Below are 23,148 nucleotides of genomic sequence, written 5' to 3'. Positions count from 1 at the left end.
TTTTAACTATCCGGCTCAAATGCCCGAAGCTATAAATACGGCCTCGGGCATTTTTTATGGGGTATGGAAGCGAAAAGTGGTTTTTGTATTTTCTGATGTAGCTGTTTTTTTGTATTTTACTGGTATACAAATACTTTTACCATGATAAGATATCTGAAGAAGATCAAACCTTTTATACCTCCCATCCTTCTTTTTATCTGTGCACTTGTAATTTCCGTACTCAATAGTGTTTTTTACGGGGTGAGTGTAAGCCTGGGCTATTTTATGGAAAAGGCCGGGGTGATCCTGATTATGGTCAGTTTTGCATGGGCGGCTATTCTTGCGGTCCGCCTGGCAAAGAGGCTCGCCCTGAGGCATGCCGATCTCAAGGCGGCCAATAACCTTCACTCCAGGAAACTGTATACGCAGTATACCATTATTGAACGCGTTGTCGTTTTTATTATCGTATTGATCGCCATAGGGCTCATACTCATGTCTTTTGAAAATATCCGGCGTATCGGTATCAGTATTTTTGCTTCGGCCGGGGTGGCGGGGATCATTCTCGGTCTTGCCGCCCAGAAAGTATTCGGTTCCATACTGGCAGGTTTGCAGATCGCCATAACACAACCCATACGGCTTGATGATGTGGTTATTGTGGAAGGGGAGTGGGGGCGGATAGAAGAGATCACCCTTACCTATGTGGTGATACAGATCTGGGACCAGAGAAGGCTGGTGGTGCCGAGTACCTATTTTATAGAAAAGCCCTTTCAGAACTGGACGCGTACCAGCTCGGAGATTATGGGAACCGTTTTTATTTATGTCGATTACGATGTTGATATGGACCGTATGAGGAAAGAGCTTACCCGTTTGCTTGAGAATTCACGCCTTTGGGACGGCAGGGTCAATGTATTACAGGTTACCGATGCAAAGGAGAACAGGGTAGAACTGCGTGCGCTGATGAGCGCGAGGAACTCGTCCGATGCCTGGGACCTCCGTGTGTATGTCAGGGAACAGCTGTTGCTGTTTATGCAGCGGGAATTTCCGGGAAGCATGCCCAAAATAAGGGTTTATATGGAGAACAGTGACGATGGCAACCGGGGGGAAACAAGATTTGATCCTGAAAAAATGTAACGTATTTTTAAACCGTGATACATATTGGAATAGGATTAACCTTTAAACTACTTTGGAATGACAGCACATGAAATAGACTACGACATTTACGGTGAGGAAATGCAGTATGTGGAAATAGAACTGGACCCGCAGGAGGCCGTGGTTGCGGAAGCGGGGAGTTTTATGATGATGGACAGCGGGATTAAGATGGATACCATTTTCGGGGATGGTTCTAACCAGGACAAAGGGGTGCTGGGCAAACTCTTTTCGGCGGGAAAACGTATGCTGACGGGAGAAAGCCTCTTTATGACGGCATTTCTGAACGTAGAGTCAGGGAAGAAAAAAGTGAGCTTTGCCTCTCCCTATCCCGGAAAGATAGTTCCGATAGACCTGACCGAATACGGCGGAAAATTTGTATGCCAGAAGGATGCCTTCCTCTGTGCGGCAAAAGGGGTAAGCGTCGGTATTGAATTTTCCAGGAGACTGGGAAGAGGTTTTTTCGGGGGAGAAGGCTTTATCATGCAGAAACTGGAAGGAGACGGTATGGCTTTCGTACATGCGGGTGGAACCATGGCCAGGAAGGTATTGGCGCCCGGGGAGGTGTTGAAAGTGGATACCGGGTGTATTGTAGGGTTTACCAAAGATGTCGATTACAATATTGAATTTATAGGGGGCATAAAAAATACCCTGTTCGGGGGAGAGGGCGTGTTTTTTGCTACCCTCCGCGGGCCGGGAGTGGTCTATATCCAGTCATTGCCATTCAGTCGCCTGGCGGGAAGAGTATGGGCAGCCGCACCCCGGGGAGGTGGAAAGGACAAGGGAGAAGGCAGCGTACTGGGAGGTCTCGGCGACCTGCTGGGCGGGGATAACCGTTTCTGAAATAAGAAAAAACACCTAAACGTAAAAGGAGTGAAAATTTCATTTTTCATTCCTTTTTATTTTTAATCATTCTAAATTAAATACCTATATTTGTGACCTCCATTTATCAGAGAAACCGTGAGTACCGGATCAGAACAGGATTATTTCACCATAACAGCCAGGTCTTTCAGTCAGTTGTATGAAAACTACTGGAAGCAGGTTTTCGGTATATGTTATCACTATACCGGGGATACGGCCGTAGCCCAGGAACTTACCCAGAATATTTTTGAGTCATTGTGGAAACGCCGCAGGACATTGCAAATCATGGGAGAAGTAAAAAAATACCTCTTCAAGGCTGCAAAACTTGCGGTAAATGAATATTTCCGGAATAAATATCTTCACCAGGAGCACCTGAAGGCCCTGGAAACGGTTCCTGCCGATATCAATGATACGGAGGAAAAAGTGCACTACGATCAGCTGACAGAAGAAATAGAACAGCTCCTTGCCCGAATGCCTGAGAAAACCCAGGAGATATACAATCTCAAATACGAACAGGGAGCTCCCCAGAAGGAAATAGCCAAGTCGATGGATATCAGTGAGAAAGCTGTAGAATATCACTTGCACAAGGCAACCCGGTTTTTGAGATTACACCTGGTAGATTTCCGGTAAATCTTATGATTCCTGCCATTTGCTCCCTTAAGGGAGGTTAAAAGACTCCGTGCCTGTCCGGCAGGCATGTTTTTCCATTCCTTTGATAAAAAGTGTCATGGTGTTTAGGGATAATTGCAGTTTGTGCAACTGTTTAGGTGATATATATTTCTAACAGGAACTGATTTATGATACCGGTTGACAAAAAATTACTGGAACGTTACCATCAGGGGAAATGCAATGAGGCTGAGGCCCATGCCGTAAAGCGATGGCTGGAGAGCAGTGATGCCGGTTGTACGTATCCGGCGCACGGGGATATGGATGCCCTGCAACGCAGGTCGTGGATAATGATGAAATCCCGGATATCCTATGAACAGGTGCTGGTTGAGAAAAGGAGAAAAAGGAGGAACTTCCTGGTGGCGGGGATGACTGCCATTATGGCTATTACATTGTTCCTATGGTTCCCGCAAAGTAACCCCGAATGGAAAATAGTACAAAGTCCGGACGGGGAACGAAAACAACTCACCCTGGAAGACGGTACTGAGGTTTGGCTGAATTCGGGAAGCACCCTGAAGTATCCGGAGCATTTCGGAGAAGATAAACGGAACGTTTTCCTGGAAGGAGAAGCCTACTTCAGGGTAGCACACAACAGGAAAAAACCATTTAATATATCTTCCGAAAGGAGTACGGTAGAAGTCCTGGGAACCGAGTTTAACCTTAAGGCATATAAGGAGGAGGCTTTTGAAAGTGTGGTGGTATCCCGTGGGAAAGTGCGTTTTTCGGATAAGAGGAACGGGAAGTCGGTAGTCCTGGAACAGAATGAAAGAGGGATACTGGACAGAAATGCCATAGCTCCTGAAAAAGAAACGGTTCGGGGCGACCGGTATGGCAGATGGAAAGATAACATACTGGTCTTTGACGATACCACCCTGGGCGAGTTGTCGGCAATTCTGAAGCGATGGTACGGCATACGTGTAGATATTGAAGGCGACGGACTGATGGGGCTGCGCTATACCGGGGAGTTCGAACAGCCCAGGCTGCAAGAGGTGGTGCACAGTCTCTGTTTTGCCATGGAGTTGACATACACTTACAACAATAGAGTACTAACCTTATACAAAAACAGACCGGAATGAGAATAACCTGACCCATACTATATATCGATGCAAACCTGCCTGCCCGGCAGACAGGCGTTAACATTTTTAATCTCACTAAAAGAGTAAAACCCGGTTTTCAGCGATCAAACTTCAACCCGGGTTTTATAAAAGTAATTTATCAACCGGCCTTAATGCGGATTAGGGCCAGAACCATAAATCATAACAAAGATATGGATATAAAACTATCTGTGCTTTTCAGCCACTTAAATTATGTAAAAAGAGGAATTGTTTTTCTGACCATGGTATTTCTCTCCTTCAATGCCATGCAAGCCCAGGAACAAGGGGTGTTGCTCACTCCCGTAACCCTTCAGGAAAAAGCCATGACCCTTCCCGAAGCATTGAAAACAATAGGAGAAAGGGCTGGTGTGCATATATCGTACAACAGTTCCCTGATCAATACCGGCAGGAAGGTAGCCCCGGATTTTGACAGGGTGCCCCTCGGTGAGGTGTTGCAACAGTTGCTGGGAGACCGGCTTGCGGATATTTCGGTCCGGGATAAAAACGTAACACTCCGGTTGAGCAGGGGGAAAGGGATTGTAAGGGGACAGGTCCTTACCCGTGACGGAAGCCCTGTACCGTATGTTTCCGTAGTGATTGAAAAAAGCGGGTTCGGGGCTGTTACGGATGAAGCCGGGAATTTTTCCTTAAAAGCGCCTGAGGGCACACGGGTATTGACTACCCATTTTATCGGGTTGAAACAACAGCAACAGCAGGTGGCCCTCAGTGTGGACCGGCCGGTGGAAGTAGTCTTCACCCTGGAGGAGAATGCAGAGGAACTCAAGGAAGTGATCGTACAGGGACAGCGACAGAACAAATTTGCCGTAAAGCAAAGTGAGAATGTGGCCAAAATGCCATTGCGCAACCTTGAAAACCCGCAGGTTTACTCCTCGATCCCCGTCGAATTGTTTACGGAACAGATCAATACGCAATTCAGCGACATCCTTAAAAACAGCCCAGGTGTATACAAGATAAGCGAACACAGGGGGATCAATACCGGCGGAGGAACGTTCTATACCATACGCGGGTTTCTTACTACGGCAACCGTAGTGGACGGAATGCTGGGACAGACCAATGCTGAATTCGAAACAGCCAATGTGGAAAAGGTGGAAGTGATGAAGGGACCTTCCGGAACACTCTACGGAGGTGGCGGACAAACGCTCGGGGGCGTGTCTTTCGGGGGACTTATCAATATAGTGACCAAGAAACCCCTGGATACGCTTGGGGGAGAGGTCTCCTATACGGCCGGAAGCTATAACCTGAACCGGGTTACAGCAGATCTTTACGGACCCTTGAATAAGAAAAAGGATCTCCTGTTCCGGCTCAATACGGCATTCCAGGACCAGAATACCTTCCAGGATGCGGGTTTCAGACGTTCGTTTTTCATTGCCCCCGTCCTGCAATACCGTCCTGACGAACGCCTTGATATAAAACTGGACGCCAGTTTCTATAATTCGAAAAGTACCAGCCCTCCGGTAACCTATCTTCCCCGTAACCGGCCATTTATCGCCACCACTCCCGATGAACTTGGTTTTGACTGGACCAGATCCTATACCAATGATGATATATATATTAAAAACCCCACTGTTAACGTGAGGGGAAGGGTTGATTACCGTATTTCGGACGAATGGAAATCACAAACCATTATAGCCTATAACGACCGTCAGTCTGACGGGTTGTATCAGTACCAGTTTATGAGGGGCGATACGGATGATCTTCTGGAACGCAATTTTTCAAAACAGAACACATCCAATAAATCTTTCGAGGTTCAGCAGAATTTTACCGGTGATTTTAAGGTTGCCGGACTCCGCAACCGTATAGTGGCCGGACTGGACTATCTGAACCAGACCATAGATAATAATAATTCTCCCTACCTGGTATTGGATACCGTAAATGCCATTATGGCCGGGAAACAGCCCGGGGAAGGCTATTACAATATTCGTGCTTCTGCCCTGGAAGACATGATCGGCGCAGTAGGCCCGGAATACAGGACTGTAAACCACAGCAATAATAATATTTACAGTGCTTATGCTTCGGATGTGCTGAATATCACTGACGATCTTATGGCAATGTTAAGCCTGAGAGTAGACCATTTTGACAACGGGGGCACATATAACAAGATCACAGATACGCTGGTAGCCAACAGCAAATTTTCCCAGACTGCGGTTTCTCCCAAGTTCGGGCTGGTTTATAATGTTGTCAAGGACAAGGTATCCCTTTTCGGGAACTATATGAATGGCTTTGCCAATGTAAGCCCGGTGACGCAGCCCCTTCCCGATATATCGGGGAGTTTCAAACCTCAAAGAGCCAACCAGGCAGAGGGAGGGGTGAAGATGGACCTGTTTGACCGCAGGCTTTCACTTACTGCCAGCTATTACTATATAGAAGTGGATAATATGACTTATAAGGAAACCATAGAGCGGGAAGGGCAGAGTTATAACATAACGGTTCAGGACGGTACCCAGCGAAGCAGCGGGGTTGACCTGGAAATTATAGCCAACCCGGTAGACGGGCTGAATATCGTGGCGGGATACAGTTATAACGACAGTAAATATGTGCAGAGTATTCCCGCTTTACTTCACAGGAGACCGAATTATTCCGGTCCTAAAAATATGGTTAATGCCTGGATAAGCTATGTACAGCCCGTGGGCAGGCTTAAGGGACTGGGTGCCGGTTTCGGCGGGAATTATATGAGTGAGAATTTTGCGGCCAATACTTCAGCTACGGGCATATTCCGCTTACCGGCATTTACATTGCTCAATGCTACGGTCTTTTATGAGATGTCCCGGTTCCGTATAGGAGTCAAAGCCGATAATCTTTTAAACGAACGCTATTTCTATGGTCAGGGAGTCATTACGCCACAGCTGCGAAGAAATTATGCGGCAAATATAACATTCCGGTTTTAACCGGTCCTGTGTGCTATGGGGTATTTGTTTGTACGGGATCTGTCCGAGTCCAGGGACAGGTCCCGTTTTTTTATTGTTTTTGTCGCATCGTTATTTTACCCTCACGGTATCCGGCACCAGTTCCGTATAATCCCCGCCGTTGCGGATCACATCCCTCACTATGGAAGAACTGATATAGGATTTTCCGGATGAAGTGAGCAGGAACACGGTTTCTATTTCGGAGAGTTTCCTGTTGGTGTGGGCTATGGCTTTTTCAAATTCGAAATCAGCCGGGTTGCGCAGGCCCCTCAGGATAAACTGCGAACCGGTTTTTTTACAGAAATCCACGGTAAGGCCCTCGTAAGTCATGACCCTGATATTGGGGACTTCACGAAAAGCTTCTTCAATAAAATGTTTGCGTTCCTCCAGGGAAAACATGTATTTTTTTTCCGCGTTGATCCCTATGGCTATGATCAGCTCGTCGAACAGGGTCAGCCCGCGGGAAATGATATCGTAGTGACCGAGGGTAATGGGATCAAAGGACCCGGGGAAAATGGCTCGTTTCATTTAGTTTATTAGTTTGTAGTTCTTAGTTGCACATTGTCAGTCATTCCCCTCTCATACCTTATAGGTTTGTCCCGGGCCTGCCGGCTCCTTTAAGATCTCTTGAACGGCATTGTTGAAAAGCGCTTCTGCCGAAATCCCGGCTACCGCAGCCTGGCTGGGCAGAATGCTCTCTGCCGTAAGCCCGGGAACGGTATTGATCTCGAGCAGGTGGGGGATACCGTTTACAATAATAAATTCGCTCCGGGTAAATCCCCTGAGTTTTAAGATATGGTATATCCGCAGTGCCGTTTCCGAAATTATTTCCGTCATTTCCCCGCTGATCCGGGCCGGGGTGATTTCCTGTGACTGCCCTTCGTATTTCGCCTTGTAATCAAAAAAATCGTTTTCGGTGACGATTTCCGTGATGGGGAGTACCCTGACCGTTCCTTCGTATGGTATGACCCCTACCGATACTTCCGTCCCGTCGAGGAAAGATTCTATAATGATCTCGTCGTCTTCTTCAAAGGAATGCGCAATGGCCCGGCCGAGATCTTCTTCCCGGTATACCTTGGAAATACCGAAACTCGAGCCTGCCTTGTTGGCCTTTACGAAACAGGGCATGCCCACTTTTTCCGTGATCTCCCCCGTTCTTATTTCGTCCCCCTTGTTGAGGTAATACGAAGTGGCACAGGGGATGCCGTAGGCTTTCAGAACGGAAAGGCAGTCCCTTTTGTTATAGGTGAGTGCGGCCTGGTAAAAATTGCAGGCGGTATGGGGTATTCCCAGAAGGTCGAGATAGGCCTGTATGTAACCGTCTTCCCCGGGCGAACCGTGAATGGCGATAAAAGCCGCGTCAAAACATATTTTTTCTCCCTGCGGCGCTATGCTGAAATCGTGCCGGTCTACCGGCGATTCCCGGTCGTTGTCGTCTACATAAACCCACCTGTCCCTGAAAATGTGGATGCGGAACAGGTTGTAGGCATTGCGGTCCAGGTGATGGTAAACCACGTTGCCGCTTTTCAGGGAGATGGCAGACTCACTCGAATAACCTCCCATCAGTATTGCGATATTTTTTTTCATCGGCTACACGAAACAGTTGTTTAAATTCGTTTTGAACTTGTCTTGGGTTGTTTCATTTAGGCTAACCTGCCCTTGCGCCAGCTGGCTCGTTCGCTAAAACAGCCCAGTGGGCTGTTTCGTAACGCTCCGCCCTGTGCCCAGATGAAGGCTTTTTCGAGCCACATAGCCTTAGCTATGGGGGGAGAAAAAGACAAAATATGGGTGCAAAAGAGGGTTTTGCAGCAAATTATAATAACTCAAGACGAGTTCATTAAATCAAAAGTATCATTAATAAATCAGAAGATAAAAAATCTTTTCGGATATTTCAGGCATTGGCGAAGGAATGAATCGTTCTGCCTGTCAAAAATTTATCTGCGGCCTTTGCCGCCGCTTCCGAAAGGAAACAGTTTTATATCTTTGTCATCTAAATAAAGGATATGAGTATTTTTAGATTCCTGGCCAGTAAGACGTTTTTAATACAGATCGCCGTTGCTGTTGCCCTGGTGATTGCCCTGGTGTTGCTGGCATTGCAATGGCTCAAGATAACGACCAATCACGGAGAGTTCGTCACGGTGCCCGACCTGTCAAAGAAAACTCTTAATGAAGTCAGGCAGACCCTGGAGGAGGCAGACCTTCGTTTTGAAGTACTGGATTCGGCCAATTTTAACCCGTCATATCCCAGGTACTCCGTTATAGAACAGGAACCGATGGGGGGAAGTACGGTAAAGCGGAACAGGAAAATTTACCTGACTATTAATCCCTCGGGCTACCGGGAGGTCAGCGTGCCGAATATCATCCAGGTGACCCGAAGGAATGCCGAATCCATGTTAAGAGCGGTAGGGCTCGATGTGGGGCGTATAGAGTATATCGATGAGATCGGTAAGGATATGGTGTATTACATCGAATACCAGGGAAAAAAAATAGCTCCCGGCGACCAGTATCCGAAGACGACGAAAATAGATCTTGTCTGTGGTGACGGAGGACCGGAAGAACGAAAGAAAGAGGCCGAAGCCGAGGCGGAGGTGGAGGAGAACGAAGATACTAATACGGGGGAGAATGACGGAGCATAACGGGTTGGACGAACAGGACGACGAATTATACGAACACTATAGTTTTAAGGCGGGAAAAGGGCAGGAACCCCTGAGGGTAGACAAATACCTGATGAATTTCATAGAAAACGCCACGAGAAATAAAATACAGCAGGCGGCCAGAAACGGGAATATCCGGGTCAATGATGTGGTGGTCAAGGCCAATTACAGGGTGAAGGCAGAAGATGAGGTAAAGGTATTGTTTGAACATCCTCCCTACGAATACCTGCTCACCCCGGAAAATATCCCGCTGGATATCGTATATGAAGACGATGAACTGCTGGTGGTAAACAAGCCGGCGGGAATGGTCGTGCATCCCGGACACGGCAATTACAGCGGAACATTGATCAATGCCCTGGTATACCATTTCGAACACCTCCCTAAAAACAGCAATGAAAGGCCCGGGCTGGTACACCGTATCGACAAGGATACCAGCGGATTACTGGTCATAGCCAAAACGGAACAGGCCATGACCCGCCTGGCACGGCAGTTTTTCGAAAAGACCAGTGAACGGGAATATGTAGCCCTGGTATGGGGAAATGTGGAGGAAGACGAAGGTACGATAAGGGGGCATATAGGGCGCCATCCCAAAAACCGGTTACAAATGGCTGTTTTTGAGGATGGGGCACATGGAAAGGAAGCCGTTACCCATTATAAGGTGCTCGAACGCCTGGGATATGTGACCCTGGTATCGTGTCGCCTGGAGACGGGAAGGACCCACCAGATACGGGTACATATGAAACATATCGGGCATCCGCTTTTTAATGATGAACGCTATGGGGGAGACAAGATCCTCAAAGGGACCACTTTTACCAAGTACAGGCAGTTTGTGGAGAACTGTTTTAAGGTATTGCCCAGGCAGGCCCTGCATGCCAAAACCCTGGGATTCGAACACCCGGTCAGCGGAAAAATGCTCAGCTTCGATTCGGAAATTCCCGAAGACATGGTTTCCTGTATAGAGAAGTGGAGAAATTATGCCAGGCATTCCGGATCGTGAAATCTGCAATTGTATTTTAATTTTTGCGCCCCGTTTCTTAACTTTATACCCACCCAGATAATCTGCTTTTCATGAAAAATAACCTTTCTGTCCTGTGTTTCGGGTTGTTACTTGTCGCTGCCTGTAAACAAAAAGAACCTGTCGATATTATAGTCACCAATGCCAAAGTGTATACCGTAGATGCGGGTTTTGGTATGGCACAGGCTTTCGCCATCAGGGATGGCAGGTTTGTGGATGTGGGCAGTACGGCCCATATAGAAGATCGCTACTCGGCAAGAGAGATTATCGATGCCAATAGCAAGACCATAGTACCGGGGCTTATCGATGCACACTGTCATTTTTACGGATTAGGGCTCAACCGCCAGCAAATAGACCTCGAAGGTACAGGGAGTTTTGAAGAAGTGCTCGAGAGGGTACAGGCTTTCGGGAAAAACAAGGGCAGCAAATTCATTTACGGCAGGGGATGGGACCAGAACAACTGGGAGACAAAGGAATTTCCTGATAAGACAGCGCTCGACCGGCTTTTTCCGGATACCCCCGTGATACTGCAGCGGATTGACGGGCACGCCTGGCTGGTAAACCAGAAATTGCTGGACATGGCGGGTATCACTGCAGGTACTCCCGTGGAAAACGGGGAGATCGTGGTCCGTAACGGGAAGCTCACGGGAATATTGATAGACCGTGCCGTAGAACTGGTGAATGCCGTATTTCCCGACCCGGAAAGAAACCGGCAGATCAGGGCACTTACCGATGCCCAGCAGATATGTTTTTCGTACGGACTTACCACGGTGAACGATGCGGGCCTGTCCCGCGATGTCATAGAGCTCATAGATAGCCTGCAACGGATGAAAAAGCTGGATATAAGGATCTATGCGATGGTAGGTAACCATAAAAAGGATATCATCTATTTTTTGTCCAGGGGAGTGCAGAAGAGCGATAAGCTGCATGTGAGGTCGGTAAAAGTATTTGCTGACGGTGCCCTGGGGTCAGGAGGGGCCGTACTGAAGGAGCCTTATTCCGACAGGCCGGGACATTATGGCACCATGGTGACGCCGGTGGATGAGATCGGGAAACTGGCCCGCCGTATTGCTGCTTCCGACTATCAGATGAATACCCATGCCATAGGCGATTCGGCAAATGCCGTTGTCCTGAAGGCCTATGCCAGGGTGCTGAAGGGGAAAAAGGACCGTCGCTGGAAAATAGAGCACGCACAGGTGGTAAGCCCGGAAGATATCGGCTTTTTCCGGCAGGGGATCATTCCTTCGGTGCAACCCACCCATGCCACCAGCGATATGTACTGGGTAAAAGACCGGCTGGGCGAAAAGCGCAGCAGGGAGGCCTATGCCTATAAAAACCTGTTGGACGAAGCCGGGGTTATAGCACTCGGTACCGATTTTCCGGTAGAACAGGTAAATCCCTTTCTCACTTTTTATGCTGCCGTGGCCCGGAAGGATACGGAGGGATACCCGGAAGGGGGATTTCAGCCTGAAAATGCCTTAAGCCGGGAAGAGGCCCTGAAAGGAATGACCATATGGGCGGCATATTCCAATTTTGAAGATGAAGAAAAGGGAAGTATAGAACCGGGTAAACTGGCAGATTTTGTTATTCTCGACAGGGATATTATGGAAGTTCCGGAAGAGGGACTGCCCGGAACAGAAGTAGAGGGAACCTTTCTCGGAGGTGAAAAAGTATACTGACCATTCCCGTCCGGGAAAATATAAAAGCCCGGAAATAACATACACCATGCCTGAAATTTCCGGGCTTCCGGGTACGGAACCCGTAGCGGGTTCACAATTAAGCCTATTTTAAACCTATCGGTACTTTTATCCTTGTGGTAGCCCACCCGAGGTAGAGGTCGGCCCCGTTCTCACCGGGCTCGAAGGTTATGGAAAACGCTTCGAGATCTTCCTTTCCGGAGCTTACCGGTACCGTGGTACGGGCCACATCGTTTGCTTCCTTATAGTCAAATGCTCCCCATACGTCAGTAGCCTTATTGAGTATCACAGTCCATTCCTTTACCCCGGGAATGGAGTAGAGGGTGTAGGTGCCTGCAGCGACTTCAACATCCCCGAAAACCACATCCTTGAAGAATGTGATCTCCGTAGCTTCGTTGGCCCCTGTACGCCACACCTTGTCAAAAGGGACCAGGGTACCGAATACGGGCCTTCCCTTTTTCTGCGGCCTGCCGTAGACCACCTTGGCTATCGGGGGAGCCTTGCGGTCGGTACGGTAATAGGCAATGTCGGCAGGGCTCTTGTCGAGTCCGCTGAAGTTCTGGGCTTTACTTTCGGCCACAATACCAAAGGTAATGGCCAGTATGAATACACCGAAATAATTTTTCATAACGAGAAAAGGTTTATGAAACGGTCTGAATTTTATCCTTAAACAAATTTCAGACAGCTTCTATATTGTCTGCTCTAAATTAGAAAAAACTTTTAAATCCGGGAGCATATCATACGTAACTTTTATTCCGGTGTCTTAAGCCCGGAGAGCCTGGTCCAGATCGGCAATAATATCCGCGACATTTTCCAGTCCCACGGAAACCCTTACCAGTCCGTCCGTAATGCTTACCTGCAGCCGATCCTCTTCGCTGAGTTTGCTGTGTGTGGTTGAGGCCGGGTGGGTCACTATGGTCCGGGTATCCCCAAGATTGGCAGAAAGGGAGCACATCTTAATGGTATCCAGGAATTTGCGCCCGGCTTCCACACCGCCCTTTATTTCGAAGGCCACTATACTTCCTCCCGCATTCATCTGCTTTCTGGCCACTTCATACTGCGGGTGTGATTTCAGGAAGGGGTATTTTACCCAGTTGACCTGCGGATGGTCTTCCAGGAACCCGGCGACCTTTAATGCGTTTTCACAATGTCTGTCTACCCTTACCGCCAGGGTTTCCAGGCTTTTGGACAATATCCATGCGTTAAAAGGGGACAGCGCGGGGCCCGTATTGCGCGAGAACAGGTAAATTTCCCTGATAAGTTCTTTTTTTCCTACGGTAATCCCTCCCAGTACACGTCCCTGTCCGTCTATCAGTTTGGTGGCGGAATGGATGACCAGATCGGCACCGAATTTTATGGGCTGTTGCAGGTAAGGGGTAGCAAAACAGTTGTCGATGACCAGGATGAGGTTGTGCTTTTTTGCGATATCCCCCAATAGTTCCAGGTCGAGAATGTCTACGGCCGGGTTGGTCGGGGTTTCTGCAAAAAGTATTTTTGTCTGCGGTGTGATCAGCGATGTTATCTTTTCCGTTTCGTTTACCTTGAAATAGGAAGTGTTGATATTCCATTTCGGTAAAAATTTGGTAAACAGGGTATGGGTAGAGCCGAACACCGACCTTGCCGCCACAATGTGGTCGCCGCTGTTCAGCAGGGCCGCAAAGGTGGAAAACACCGCAGCCATTCCCGTAGCAAAGGCATACCCGCTTTCGGCTCCTTCCATGTGGCATATTTTCTCTACGAACTCCGAGGTGTTCGGATTGGTGAAGCGACTATAGATGTTCCGTTCTTTCTCTTCTGCAAAAGAAGCCCTCATGTCTTCTGCATCTTCAAATATAAAGCTCGACGTCAGGTACAGCGGGCTGGTGTGTTCCAGGAACTCTGTCCGCTCTGTCTGTGTCCGTATGGCATCGGTTTCAAAATGTTGTTTTTTCATTGCCCGTTATTGTGTTATTATGTTATTCCCGAGGATTTGACCTCCCGGGACTGATCCTTATTCCCCTTTATCCGCCAGTCTCAGAATGTCCCCGAAGACCCCGCGTGCCGTTACCTGGGCCCCTGCGCCGGCACCCTGGATTACTAACGGCCGTGTACCGTAGGACTCCGTATAGATCTCGAATATGGAGTCGGAACCTTTGACCTGGCCAAGGGCACTCTGTTCGGGTACGGAAACGAGTTTTACCTCGAGGATGCCTTTATCCTGTTGCAGGTCTCCGGAAAGTTCTCCGATATACCGCAAAACATGCCCGGGTTCCTGCCTGGCTTTGATTTCTGCGTAAGGCGCATCGAGTTCACCCAGGCGCGACAGGAAATCGGAAGGCTCGCCCTCGCGAAGTCCGGAAGCTTCCGGGATAAGGTTCTGGATTTTAATATCACCGAATTCGTTATGCAGGTCCAGTTCCCGTGCCAGGATGAGCAGTTTTCTTCCCACATCATTACCGGAAAGGTCCTCCCTCGGGTCGGGTTCGGTAAACCCGTTGTCGATAGCTTCCTGCAGTACACCGCTGAAAGGCCGGTCTTCCAGTGAAAAGGTGTTGAACAGGTAACTGAGCGATCCGGAGAATACCCCTTTGATCCCCGTGATATTCTCCCCGGAAAGATGGAGGAGCTTTATGGTATCGATAAGCGGCAGGCCGGCACCTACGTTGGTCTCGTAAAGATACTGTTTCTGGTTCCGGTCCAGTGTTTCCCTCAATTCCTTATAAAAATTATAGCTTAGGGTATTCGCTATTTTGTTGGATGACACGATGTCAAAACCGTTTTCGACAAGCCCGATGTAGTGCTCCACGAAGTCCGTACTGGCCGTATTGTCTATGGCGATCAGGTTTTCGAGGTGGTGTGCTTTGGCATAGGCAATAACAGTTTCTGCTCCCGATGGGGATGCACTGTTCCCGATGGCGTCTTTCCAGTCTGCCCCGATGCCCTTTTTGTCCAGCAATGCTTTTCGGGAATTGGCTACCGCGAAAATATTCAGGCGGATATTTTTGCGTTTCTCAATAGTATCTGCCGAGGAGAGGATCTGTTCGATAAGCGTTCCTCCCACCAGTCCATGCCCGAAAATGGCAATGTTGATCTTTTTGGAAATCCCGAAAATTTCCCCGTGAATGACATTCAATGCTTTGTGAAGCTGGGATTTCCTGACCACAAGGCTGACGTTTTTCCCGGTAACGGTATTGTTAAAAAGCAGGGGGACTACCTGGTTCCGGATCAGGGCGTTGTACGGTTTGTGGAAAGTGCTCAGGTCCTGCCCGACAATAGATATGACCGAAACATCGTCTACGGCAGAGATTTTATTGACGTCTTTCGAATAAAAGTCTTTTTCGAATTCCTTTTCGAGTTCCACAATGGCCCTGGTGGCGTTTTCCGCATCCACGACGAGCCCTATACCACGTTCCGAAGATCCCTGTGAAATAATGCTGACACTGATGTTGCTGTCGCCGAGCGCCCGGAAGATCCTGGCATCCACCCCTGCTTTTCCCAGAAGGCCGCGGCCTTCGAGATTGAGCAATGCCACATCCTCCAGTACGGAGAGCGATTTTATGCCTTCTTTGTTGGGTGCAGAGGTAATCAGCGTTCCCTTATTGTCGTTGTTGAAGGTATTGAGTATCCGTAACGGGATATTTTTTTCGATAAGCGGAATGATGGTTTTTGCATGCAGTATGGTTGCCCCGAAATTGGCCATTTCGTTAGCTTCGTTATAAGACAACTGTTCTATGCGCTGTGCATCCGGAACCAGTTCCGGGTTGGCGGTAAAGATACCGTCCACATGCGTGTAACTCTGCAATTCTTCGGCATCGAGGAAATTGGCGATAAGTGAAGCGGTGTAATTGCTGCCGTTTCTCCCGAGGGTCGTCGTTTCGTTTTTGGCGTTGGAAGCGATAAAACCGGTTACGATATTTATGGTGTCGTGGTTGTGTGCTTCGAAATGCCGGAGCACGTTTTCCTTGGACAGTTTTTCCAGGGGCTGGGCATTTCCGAATTTTTCATCGGTTTTAATAAGCTTTCGGGTGTCGGTAAACACGGCAGGCAATCCTTTGTGTTTCAGGACTTCCGTAATGAGCCTGGCAGAAATGACCTCTCCCTTTGACAGGATCTGATCCTTGATCTTGGAACTGTAATCTCCCAGCAGTCGTACTCCTTCAAACAGTTTTTCCAGTTCGGTGAATTCGGCAGTGAAGTCCACATAGTCAAAACCGCCCTGCTGATAGTCCTTAAAAGCGTTCAGTAGTGTGGTGTAATCTTCGCCTCCGGCTGCTTTTTCGAGGATGTCTTCCAGTTCGTTGGTCGCATTACCCCTTGCGGAAACCACTATGGTAATCTTTTCTCCCTGCGTTATTTTATCCTCTATAATCTGCAGTGCATTGGTAATGCCTGCTCCGTTGGCCAGTGATTTTCCGCCAAACTTCAGTACTTTCATTCTCTTGCTGTTTTTCCCTTTCCGGAAGATGCCTCCTATGAGTTTTTCCAGTTGTTCGAATTCTATTAAAAAAGCGTCGTGCCCGTGTACGGAATGTATTTCCCCGTAGGTGACCCTGTCGTGGGCCTGTGCCAGTTGCTTGTGGGTTTCCCGGTTTTCTTCCGCCGTAAAAAAGAGGTCGGAATCCACCCCGATGATGTGAATATTGGCATTGATCGACTCCAGGACATTAAAGTGTTCCCTGTGATGGCGTGTGACGTCGATGGTCCTGAGCAGCTGGTTCATCAGCTTGTAGGCCGCCAGCTGGAAACGCTCCTGCAATTTGTTGCCGTGGTGCAGCAGCCAGCTCTCTACATTAAAGACCTGTAGTTCCTCGTTGGTCGTCCTGTTAAACCGTGTTTTGAACGAAGCAGGGGTACGATAGCACAGCATGGCATGCATACGGGCATCGTGAACGGGATTTTTGGAGTTGACCAGGAACTGCTCCTGTACCTGGCAGTTGGCGATCAGCCAGTCGGTCGATTTCCAGTCGGATGCAATGGGAATAAGGTGTTCGGTAATATCCGGGTCCAGTACGGCCATTTCCCAGGCTATGCCACCCCCAAGGGAGCCCCCTATCAGTGCAAATAATTTCGGGATACCCAGCTGTTCCAGCCCCAGCAGGAAAATGCGCGCCATGTCGCGTGCCACAAAATCCTTGTAATTGTCGATGACAAAACCGTCATACCCGTTACCGGGAACGTTGAAGGCCAGCACGGTATATACCGAGGTGTCGATACCCTTGCCTTTCCCGATAAGGTCTTTCCACCACCCGTTTTCCCCGGCCACTCCGGAATTTCCGGTAAGGGCATGATTGACCAGGATTACCGGGGCCTCTCCCGGCGGTGGTCCGAAAACCTGGTATGAAAGCGGGATACAGCCGGTCTGTACACCACTGTCGGTGACAAAATCCCTGATCTCTAACTGGTGTAAATTGCTGTTCAATGTAACCTTTTTTATATCTGTACTATTTGATGTTACAAGAAAAGCGTATACGGAAAGTCGATTGCGCCTGACCGTGCAATAAAAACACGGTGTTATCTTTCCCCTTCCGGGGTAGAATGTAGCACCTTCTCCGTGAGGGAGGGTTGCTAAGGCTTCCACGGGTCTATTCCCTCTGCCTTTCTTGATAACGTCTATTATTTTTCTGAACTTTTCTTTCCGGCCCCGTGAGGGCGGACGGAATGAGGGAGCAAAGTAATGTAATTATAATGAAACAGGCAATGTTTTTTGTGTCAATTTTTATGATTCCCGGGGAAAGAAGGCCTTTTAGACTGTACCGAGTATTTTATCCATGATCCACGCCGTATGCATGGCCGTAGTACCGGTAGAGGGATGTATACCCTTCCCGTCCAGGTGTTTTTTTATATTTTGCACATGATATAGCTGTATGTTTTCCGGGTTGTTGATAAAACACTCCCGGGTATCCTCCTCACGGGCCAGTACCACGGGGGCTTCTTCGAAAACGGAGAAGGTGATTTTTCCCCTGCTGCCGAAGATCTCTACCCGGTCTTCACGGGAGTGGCTTCCGAAATTCCAGCTTCCGGAACCCGTAATACCGCTGTCGTGCAGCCAGCAGGCCGTCATGGCGTCTTTGGCCCCGTAAAGGCCCTGCTGGTTGACACTGATACCGTATACGTCCCTGACCTCGCCGAGAAGAAAGGTAAACAGGTCCAGTCCGTGGCTTGCGAGGTCGTCAAAATAGCCTCCCGGAGCGATCTCCGGATCGGTACGCCAGTTGTATTCCCCGGAAAGGTCCCGGGAAGTTGCCGGTTTGGCCAGGTGCCAGCTGATATGTCGTACTGTGCCTATCTGATCGCTGTGAAGCCAGTCCTTTACCTGGGTAAACCTGGGCAGGGAACGGCGATAGTACGCGACAAAGAGTGGGATTCCGGCATTTTCGAACGCCTGCTGTATGTCAAGGCAGTCTGCATAGGAAGGAGCCATCGGTTTTTCGATACAGCAGGGTTTTCCGGCCTGTGCCGTTTTCAGCGCGTAATATTTGTGGGTATCCGGCGGGGTGGCAATGTAGACGGCATCGATCTCTTCGTCCCGTATAAGGGCATCTGCATCGGTATAATATTTCCGTATCCCGTGCCTTTTTGCATAATCCCGTGCCTTGTCCTGATCCCGCCGCATCACTGCAGCGACCTCAAAGCCTGCCGTTTTCTGGTAGGCAGGGCCGCTTTTCTTTTCGGTAACATTACCGCAGCCTATAATTCCCCAACGTACAAGTGTATCCTCTGCCATGCTGTTAAAGGGATATCGCCGTCTTCTCCACGGCATTGATGGTGAGATCCAGGTCATCATAACTCAGGGCATCGTTGAGGAACCAGCTTTCAAAGGCGCTTGGCGGAAGGTGGATGCCTTCGTTCAGCATGCCGTGAAAGAATTTTTTAAAGCGGTCGTTGTTCCCCGTAGCGGCGCTCCCGAAATCTTTTACCTCCTCATCGGTGAAATGTACGGATATCATGGACCCCAGGCGGTTGATACGGTGTGGGATGTCGTGCCTGGTCAGTACCCTGCTTATCCCCTTGTGGAGGTACAGCGTTTTTTCTTCGAGGCTCTTAAAGATCTCCGGCCTGTCGTTCAGTTCGGAGAGCATGGCCAGGCCGGCGCTCATGGCCAGCGGGTTACCGCTCAGTGTCCCTGCCTGGTACACGGGGCCCAGGGGAGCGAGATGGTTCATGATCTCATTACGGGCGGCAAAAGCCCCTACGGGAAGCCCGCCACCGATCACCTTGCCAAAGGTTACGATATCCGCCTGGATATTAAAGAGTTCCTGGGCGCCTCCCCTGGCAAGCCGGAACCCGGTCATTACTTCGTCAAAAATAAGCAGGGCACCGCTATCGTCACAGAGGGCACGGAGCCCCTGCAGGAAACCTTCTTCGGGAAGTATGCATCCCATATTCCCTGCTACGGGTTCTATGATGACGGCAGCAATCTCGTTTTTATTGGCTTCGAACAGGGCCTTTACCCCTTCAAGGTCGTTGTAGCCGGCCAGTAAGGTGTCTTGTGCAGTTCCGCGGGTAACTCCCGGGCTGTTCGGAGATCCGAAAGTTACCGCTCCGCTTCCGGCCTGGATCAGGAAGGCATCGGAATGGCCGTGGTAGCACCCTGCAAACTTGATGATCTTTTCCCTGCCGGTATACCCCCTGGCCAGTCGCACGGCACTCATACAGGCCTCCGTACCACTGTTCACAAAACGTATCTTATCGATATTCGGGACCATCGATACCGCAAGGCGGGCTATTTCGGTTTCCGTCTCCGTAGGCATCCCGAAAGAGGTGCCCTTTTCGGCTTTTCCGGTCACCGCCCTGATCACCGGTTCGTGGGCATGCCCCAGGATCATGGGGCCCCAGGAGGCGATATAATCGATAAGCCTGTTCCCGTCGGCATCATACAGGTAGGCCCCTTTGGCCTTTTCTATAAAAACAGGGGTTCCTCCTACCGATTTGAAGGCCCGTACGGGGGAGTTGACCCCCCCGGGGATATATTTTTCGGCTTCTGTGAATAGTGCGCTGCTTCTCTGGTATTTCATATGGGTGCAGTTCTTAGAGTTTGTTAGTTCTTAGTTGGTAGTTGGTAGTGTGGGCTATCGTATTTTTAATTCCTGGCCTACGGCGATATTGTCGCTGCGGAGGCGGTTTGCCCTTTTGAGGGCGTCTACCGTGGTGTTATATCTTCTTGATATGGAATACAGGGTGTCGCCACGGCGTACGACATGTATTTGTTTCCCGGTATTTTTCAGTTGTTTTCTTCCTTCCGGACTGCGGAGCACCTGGTCGTCGTAACGGTATAATTCGTAGCGCTCAATAAGGCCTATGAGTTTCTGGGGATATCTCGGGTCTGTGGCGTATCCTGCCTTGCGAAGTCCCTTGGCCCAGCCCTTGTAGTCATCCGTCCGGAGATCGAAGAGCGGGGCGTAACGGCTGCGGGAGGTGAGGAAGAGCGAGTGGTCCCTGTACGAGGTATAAGGGTCGTTGTATTTGCGGAAGCATTCCCCTTTTTCATCGTCGTCGTGATATTCCATACCTCCTTCCCAGCCTGTGTGGCATTTGATGCCGAAATGGTTGTTGGTCTTCAGGGTGAGTTCCCCGCGTCCCGAGCCGCTTTCAAGGATACCCTGGGCGAGGGTGATGCTTGCCGGGATACCGAATTCGCGCATCTCATCCTGTGCTATGGGAGCAAAATAGCGGATGTATTCTTCAGTCGAATTGACCATTACCGGTTTGAATTCAGCAGTTCTTTCATGTTCTTTGTCCGGTGTTTTAACAGGTTTCGGAGTGACGTGGGCGGTTCGTCCTTTTTTGGAATGTTTTTTTTGAGCTGCCTTTTTTTTCGACCCGCAGGAAGCGGCTATCAGTCCCAGAATAATAAGTAACGATACTGTTTTTCGCATGTTCTTGTCAGTTATGGTGTGTCCCTGTTTACCCGGACAATATCACTTTAATCTTTATCGATAAGCGGTAATCCCTTCCGTTCGAGGGTCCGGTTCATGCCGGCAATGCCCTGAAGCCCTCCCGTGTGGATGGCCAGTATGGAAGCTCCGTTCTCGAAATATCCTTGCCTGACGAGTGCCAGGATGCCGTACATCATCTTTCCCGTATACACCGGGTCCAGGGGTATCCCGGTCTGTTTCCTGAAATCGTTGATAAAACGGACCAGTGTTTCGTCTACCCGTGCATACCCGCCAAAATGAAAGCCTTCCATCAGCTGCCAGTTACCGCTTCGGGCAAATTTACAAATATCCTCGTTTAAAAAGCTACCTTTAAGCGCCGGAAAACCCAATACTTTCTGTTGGTCTCCCGCGCTGTTGATGAGTCCGGACAGGGTACCTCCCGTACCGACGGCGCAGCAGACGTAGTCGTAGGTGCTGTCTCCGGGAGCAAGGATCTCTTCACAGCCCTTTACGGCAAGCTCATTGGTACCCCCTTCCGGGATCAGGTAAAAACGGCCGAACTCCCGCCGGAGTCCGGCGATAAAGCTTTCGTCCTGTTTTTTTCTGAAGTCTTCCCGGGAAACAAACCTGAAGTCCATGCCTTGTTCCTGTGCAAAGCGGAGTGTGGGATTGCGGTCTGTACGGTCCTGAAGTTCCTCGCCGCGTATGATGCCGATGGTCTTGAAACCGTATTCGCGACCCGCAGCGGCAGTAGCTGCGATATGATTGGAATAGGCCCCTCCGAAGGTAAGCAGCGTATCCGAGCCTTCGTCACGGGCCTTGATAAGATTGTATTTGAGTTTCCGGTACTTATTGCCCGGAATAAGGGGGTGGATCAGGTCTTCCCGCTTTACGGCAAGCCTGATCCCTTTTTGTTGTAATAGGGCAGTATGAATGTCCTGGTTCAAAATAATATTGTTAAAAGGACAAAGGTAGGGGATAGCGCCCTAAATTTTTTCCATTTTTCCGAACGATTTTCCGGCATTGCGGTGTATGGAATCGGCCCTGCGCATCATCTCTTCAAACATGCTGTGGTGTTCTTCCATCTGCTTTATAAACAGGCTGTCCCCGCTAAAAGGAGCGAAGAAGGCAGAGTCGGATGAAAACGACCCGAAAAAATCGTTCCCGAAACCGGCAGGCATTCCCGAACCCAGTCTTTGCCTGAAACTGTTCATAAGGCTGTCCACGGTTTCCGGCGACATGTCCCGGCCGTCTGAAGAGAAAGACCAGGTATAGGTAGAATCCATCCGGATCACATTCCCGTTTTCATCGACTTCCTTGTCTACCTTCCAGCTTTCCCTGGGCCGGGGAATGGTATCCTGTTCCCCGTTCTGATGTTCTGAAATGCCGTGATTCGGTTTTTCCTGCCCGGAACAGGACAGGACGGCAAAAAATACAGTGAATAAAAAGGCTAACCGTTTCATTTTTTACACGTTTTTTTTGTTAAAAGGACAGCAAAAAAAATGCCATGACCATGTTAAGAAGCGTTAAAAAAGTAATAGGTAAACCGCCACGAATCTCTCGTCTTCAGGTAGTTGGGGTTTTGTTCGTTGGTGTAGGCCTCACGTTCGAAACTGATCTGGCGGTAGGCCCTGTGAATATCGCGGTATTTCAGCAATCCGTACAGCCATTCGAGACCGTACAGGACATAAAAGGGAAGTACGAGTAATTCTGCCTGCTGCCGCAGGTGTATCTTTTCGTGGTTTACCAGCACGGGGTCGTTTCTGAGCTCCGGCGTTTTGAGGAAAATCACCGGCCATAAGGTAAGCCCGGCATACCGTTTCGGGATCAGGTGTCTTGAAATTAATATCATAAGTCGTTTCCGGGAATGATCTCAAAAAATTATATTTGTAAATATAAGAAGAGACGGAGAGGTGTCAAAATGAAAGTTTTTAACACCTGACCGCTCAGGGAACCATTTAAATGGCCGGTTAGCGTTTTGAAAAGAAAAATTATTCCCATAGAAGAAGGAGATTATTACCTTTCTGAAAAAGGGTATAAGGTATTTACCGAACAGTATCACCTGAAAAGAGGGTACTGCTGTGAGAGCGGTTGCAGGCATTGTCCTTATGGCTACGACCGGAAAACAGCTTTGAAACGATGAGGAAAAACAGCACATTCCGATACAGGATCAGGATTGCCTGTACCCATCACAGGGCAGATATCAGGTATCCGTAGCTTTTTGGCCCGTAAGCGGTCACCGTGGCCGCATTTTGCA

At 49.2% G+C, this 23,148-nt stretch carries 20 protein-coding genes and 1 riboswitch; of the genes, 9 read left to right on the top strand and 11 right to left on the bottom strand.

What is annotated here, in order from left to right; genetic code table 11:
• Positions 1–141: 141 nt before the first annotated feature.
• The 5 genes from DN748_RS03125 to DN748_RS03105 all read left to right on the top strand — a co-directional run bounded on the left by DN748_RS03125 (position 142) and on the right by DN748_RS03105 (position 6,652).
• Positions 142–1,110: a mechanosensitive ion channel family protein gene (locus DN748_RS03125; protein WP_112370298.1), complete on the top strand. Its 969-nt coding sequence runs from the start codon at positions 142–144 to the stop codon at positions 1,108–1,110.
• A 57-nt stretch (positions 1,111–1,167) separates the two neighbouring features.
• Complete coding sequence (locus tag DN748_RS03120; protein WP_112370297.1) at positions 1,168–1,968, top strand: TIGR00266 family protein; 801 nt, start codon at positions 1,168–1,170, stop codon at positions 1,966–1,968.
• A gap of 117 nt (positions 1,969–2,085) precedes the next feature.
• Positions 2,086–2,616 carry an RNA polymerase sigma-70 factor gene (locus tag DN748_RS03115; RefSeq protein ID WP_161554457.1) on the top strand — a complete coding sequence of 177 codons (531 nt, stop codon included), beginning with the start codon at positions 2,086–2,088 and terminating at the stop codon, positions 2,614–2,616.
• A 167-nt stretch (positions 2,617–2,783) separates the two neighbouring features.
• Positions 2,784–3,728, top strand: coding sequence for a FecR family protein (locus DN748_RS03110; protein WP_112370295.1), 945 nt, complete (start codon positions 2,784–2,786; stop codon positions 3,726–3,728).
• A 191-nt stretch (positions 3,729–3,919) separates the two neighbouring features.
• Complete coding sequence (locus DN748_RS03105) at positions 3,920–6,652, top strand: TonB-dependent receptor (RefSeq protein WP_201741407.1); 2,733 nt, start codon at positions 3,920–3,922, stop codon at positions 6,650–6,652.
• Positions 6,653–6,742: 90 nt separating this feature from the next.
• Here the strand turns inward: DN748_RS03105 and coaD are convergent, their stop codons facing one another.
• Together coaD and DN748_RS03095 are read right to left on the bottom strand one after the other, a co-directional pair.
• Entirely contained in the window at positions 6,743–7,198 is a 456-nt protein-coding gene (gene coaD / locus DN748_RS03100) for a pantetheine-phosphate adenylyltransferase (protein WP_112370294.1), read from the bottom strand.
• A 51-nt stretch (positions 7,199–7,249) separates the two neighbouring features.
• Positions 7,250–8,257, bottom strand: coding sequence for a D-alanine--D-alanine ligase (locus tag DN748_RS03095; RefSeq protein WP_112370293.1), 1,008 nt, complete (start codon positions 8,255–8,257; stop codon positions 7,250–7,252).
• A gap of 416 nt (positions 8,258–8,673) precedes the next feature.
• On the opposite strand from DN748_RS03095, the gene DN748_RS03085 reads away from it, so the two are divergent.
• From DN748_RS03085 to DN748_RS03075, 3 genes are all read left to right on the top strand, one after another.
• A complete protein-coding gene (locus DN748_RS03085) occupies positions 8,674–9,306 on the top strand; it encodes a PASTA domain-containing protein (protein WP_112370291.1) in 633 nt (210 codons plus the stop codon).
• Positions 9,293–10,321, top strand: coding sequence for an RluA family pseudouridine synthase (locus DN748_RS03080; RefSeq protein ID WP_112370290.1), 1,029 nt, complete (start codon positions 9,293–9,295; stop codon positions 10,319–10,321). The genes DN748_RS03085 and DN748_RS03080 overlap by 14 nt, the downstream gene beginning before the upstream one ends.
• Before the next feature lie 71 nt (positions 10,322–10,392).
• Positions 10,393–12,018 carry an amidohydrolase gene (locus tag DN748_RS03075; RefSeq protein ID WP_112370289.1) on the top strand — a complete coding sequence of 542 codons (1,626 nt, stop codon included), beginning with the start codon at positions 10,393–10,395 and terminating at the stop codon, positions 12,016–12,018.
• 103 nt (positions 12,019–12,121) lie between these two features.
• Here DN748_RS03075 and DN748_RS03070 read toward each other — a convergent pair whose 3' ends face one another.
• The 9 genes from DN748_RS03070 to DN748_RS03030 form a co-directional block, all read right to left on the bottom strand.
• Positions 12,122–12,664 carry a DUF2911 domain-containing protein gene (locus DN748_RS03070; RefSeq protein ID WP_112370288.1) on the bottom strand — a complete coding sequence of 181 codons (543 nt, stop codon included), beginning with the start codon at positions 12,662–12,664 and terminating at the stop codon, positions 12,122–12,124.
• A 135-nt stretch (positions 12,665–12,799) separates the two neighbouring features.
• On the bottom strand, positions 12,800–13,969 hold the full coding sequence (locus tag DN748_RS03065; RefSeq protein ID WP_112370287.1) for a trans-sulfuration enzyme family protein: 1,170 nt from the start codon (positions 13,967–13,969) through the stop codon (positions 12,800–12,802).
• 57 nt (positions 13,970–14,026) lie between these two features.
• Positions 14,027–17,434, bottom strand: a complete 3,408-nt coding sequence (gene thrA / locus DN748_RS03060) for a bifunctional aspartate kinase/homoserine dehydrogenase I (RefSeq protein WP_236636767.1) — start codon at positions 17,432–17,434, stop codon at positions 14,027–14,029.
• 89 nt (positions 17,435–17,523) lie between these two features.
• Positions 17,524–17,625, bottom strand: a riboswitch (SAM riboswitch).
• A gap of 133 nt (positions 17,626–17,758) precedes the next feature.
• A complete protein-coding gene (locus tag DN748_RS03055) occupies positions 17,759–18,739 on the bottom strand; it encodes a Gfo/Idh/MocA family protein (RefSeq protein WP_112370286.1) in 981 nt (326 codons plus the stop codon).
• A 4-nt stretch (positions 18,740–18,743) separates the two neighbouring features.
• Complete coding sequence (gene hemL, locus DN748_RS03050; protein WP_112370285.1) at positions 18,744–20,030, bottom strand: glutamate-1-semialdehyde 2,1-aminomutase; 1,287 nt, start codon at positions 20,028–20,030, stop codon at positions 18,744–18,746.
• Positions 20,031–20,084: 54 nt separating this feature from the next.
• Positions 20,085–20,891 carry a glucosaminidase domain-containing protein gene (locus DN748_RS03045; RefSeq protein WP_112370284.1) on the bottom strand — a complete coding sequence of 269 codons (807 nt, stop codon included), beginning with the start codon at positions 20,889–20,891 and terminating at the stop codon, positions 20,085–20,087.
• 47 nt (positions 20,892–20,938) lie between these two features.
• Positions 20,939–21,838: a 1-aminocyclopropane-1-carboxylate deaminase/D-cysteine desulfhydrase gene (locus DN748_RS03040; RefSeq protein ID WP_112370283.1), complete on the bottom strand. Its 900-nt coding sequence runs from the start codon at positions 21,836–21,838 to the stop codon at positions 20,939–20,941.
• Positions 21,839–21,877: 39 nt separating this feature from the next.
• On the bottom strand, positions 21,878–22,354 hold the full coding sequence (locus tag DN748_RS03035; RefSeq protein WP_112370282.1) for a hypothetical protein: 477 nt from the start codon (positions 22,352–22,354) through the stop codon (positions 21,878–21,880).
• A gap of 53 nt (positions 22,355–22,407) precedes the next feature.
• On the bottom strand, positions 22,408–22,743 hold the full coding sequence (locus DN748_RS03030; protein ID WP_112370281.1) for a hypothetical protein: 336 nt from the start codon (positions 22,741–22,743) through the stop codon (positions 22,408–22,410).
• 126 nt (positions 22,744–22,869) lie between these two features.
• Here DN748_RS03030 and DN748_RS19035 point away from each other — a divergent pair, with 126 nt between their 5' ends.
• Entirely contained in the window at positions 22,870–23,034 is a 165-nt protein-coding gene (locus DN748_RS19035; RefSeq protein ID WP_161554456.1) for a DUF5522 domain-containing protein, read from the top strand.
• The last annotated feature ends 114 nt before the right edge of the window (positions 23,035–23,148 follow it).

This window comes from Sinomicrobium soli, assembly GCF_003285545.1.
Lineage (GTDB): Bacteria > Bacteroidota > Bacteroidia > Flavobacteriales > Flavobacteriaceae > Sinomicrobium.
This window is presented reverse-complemented; position numbering and strand designations above follow the sequence as displayed.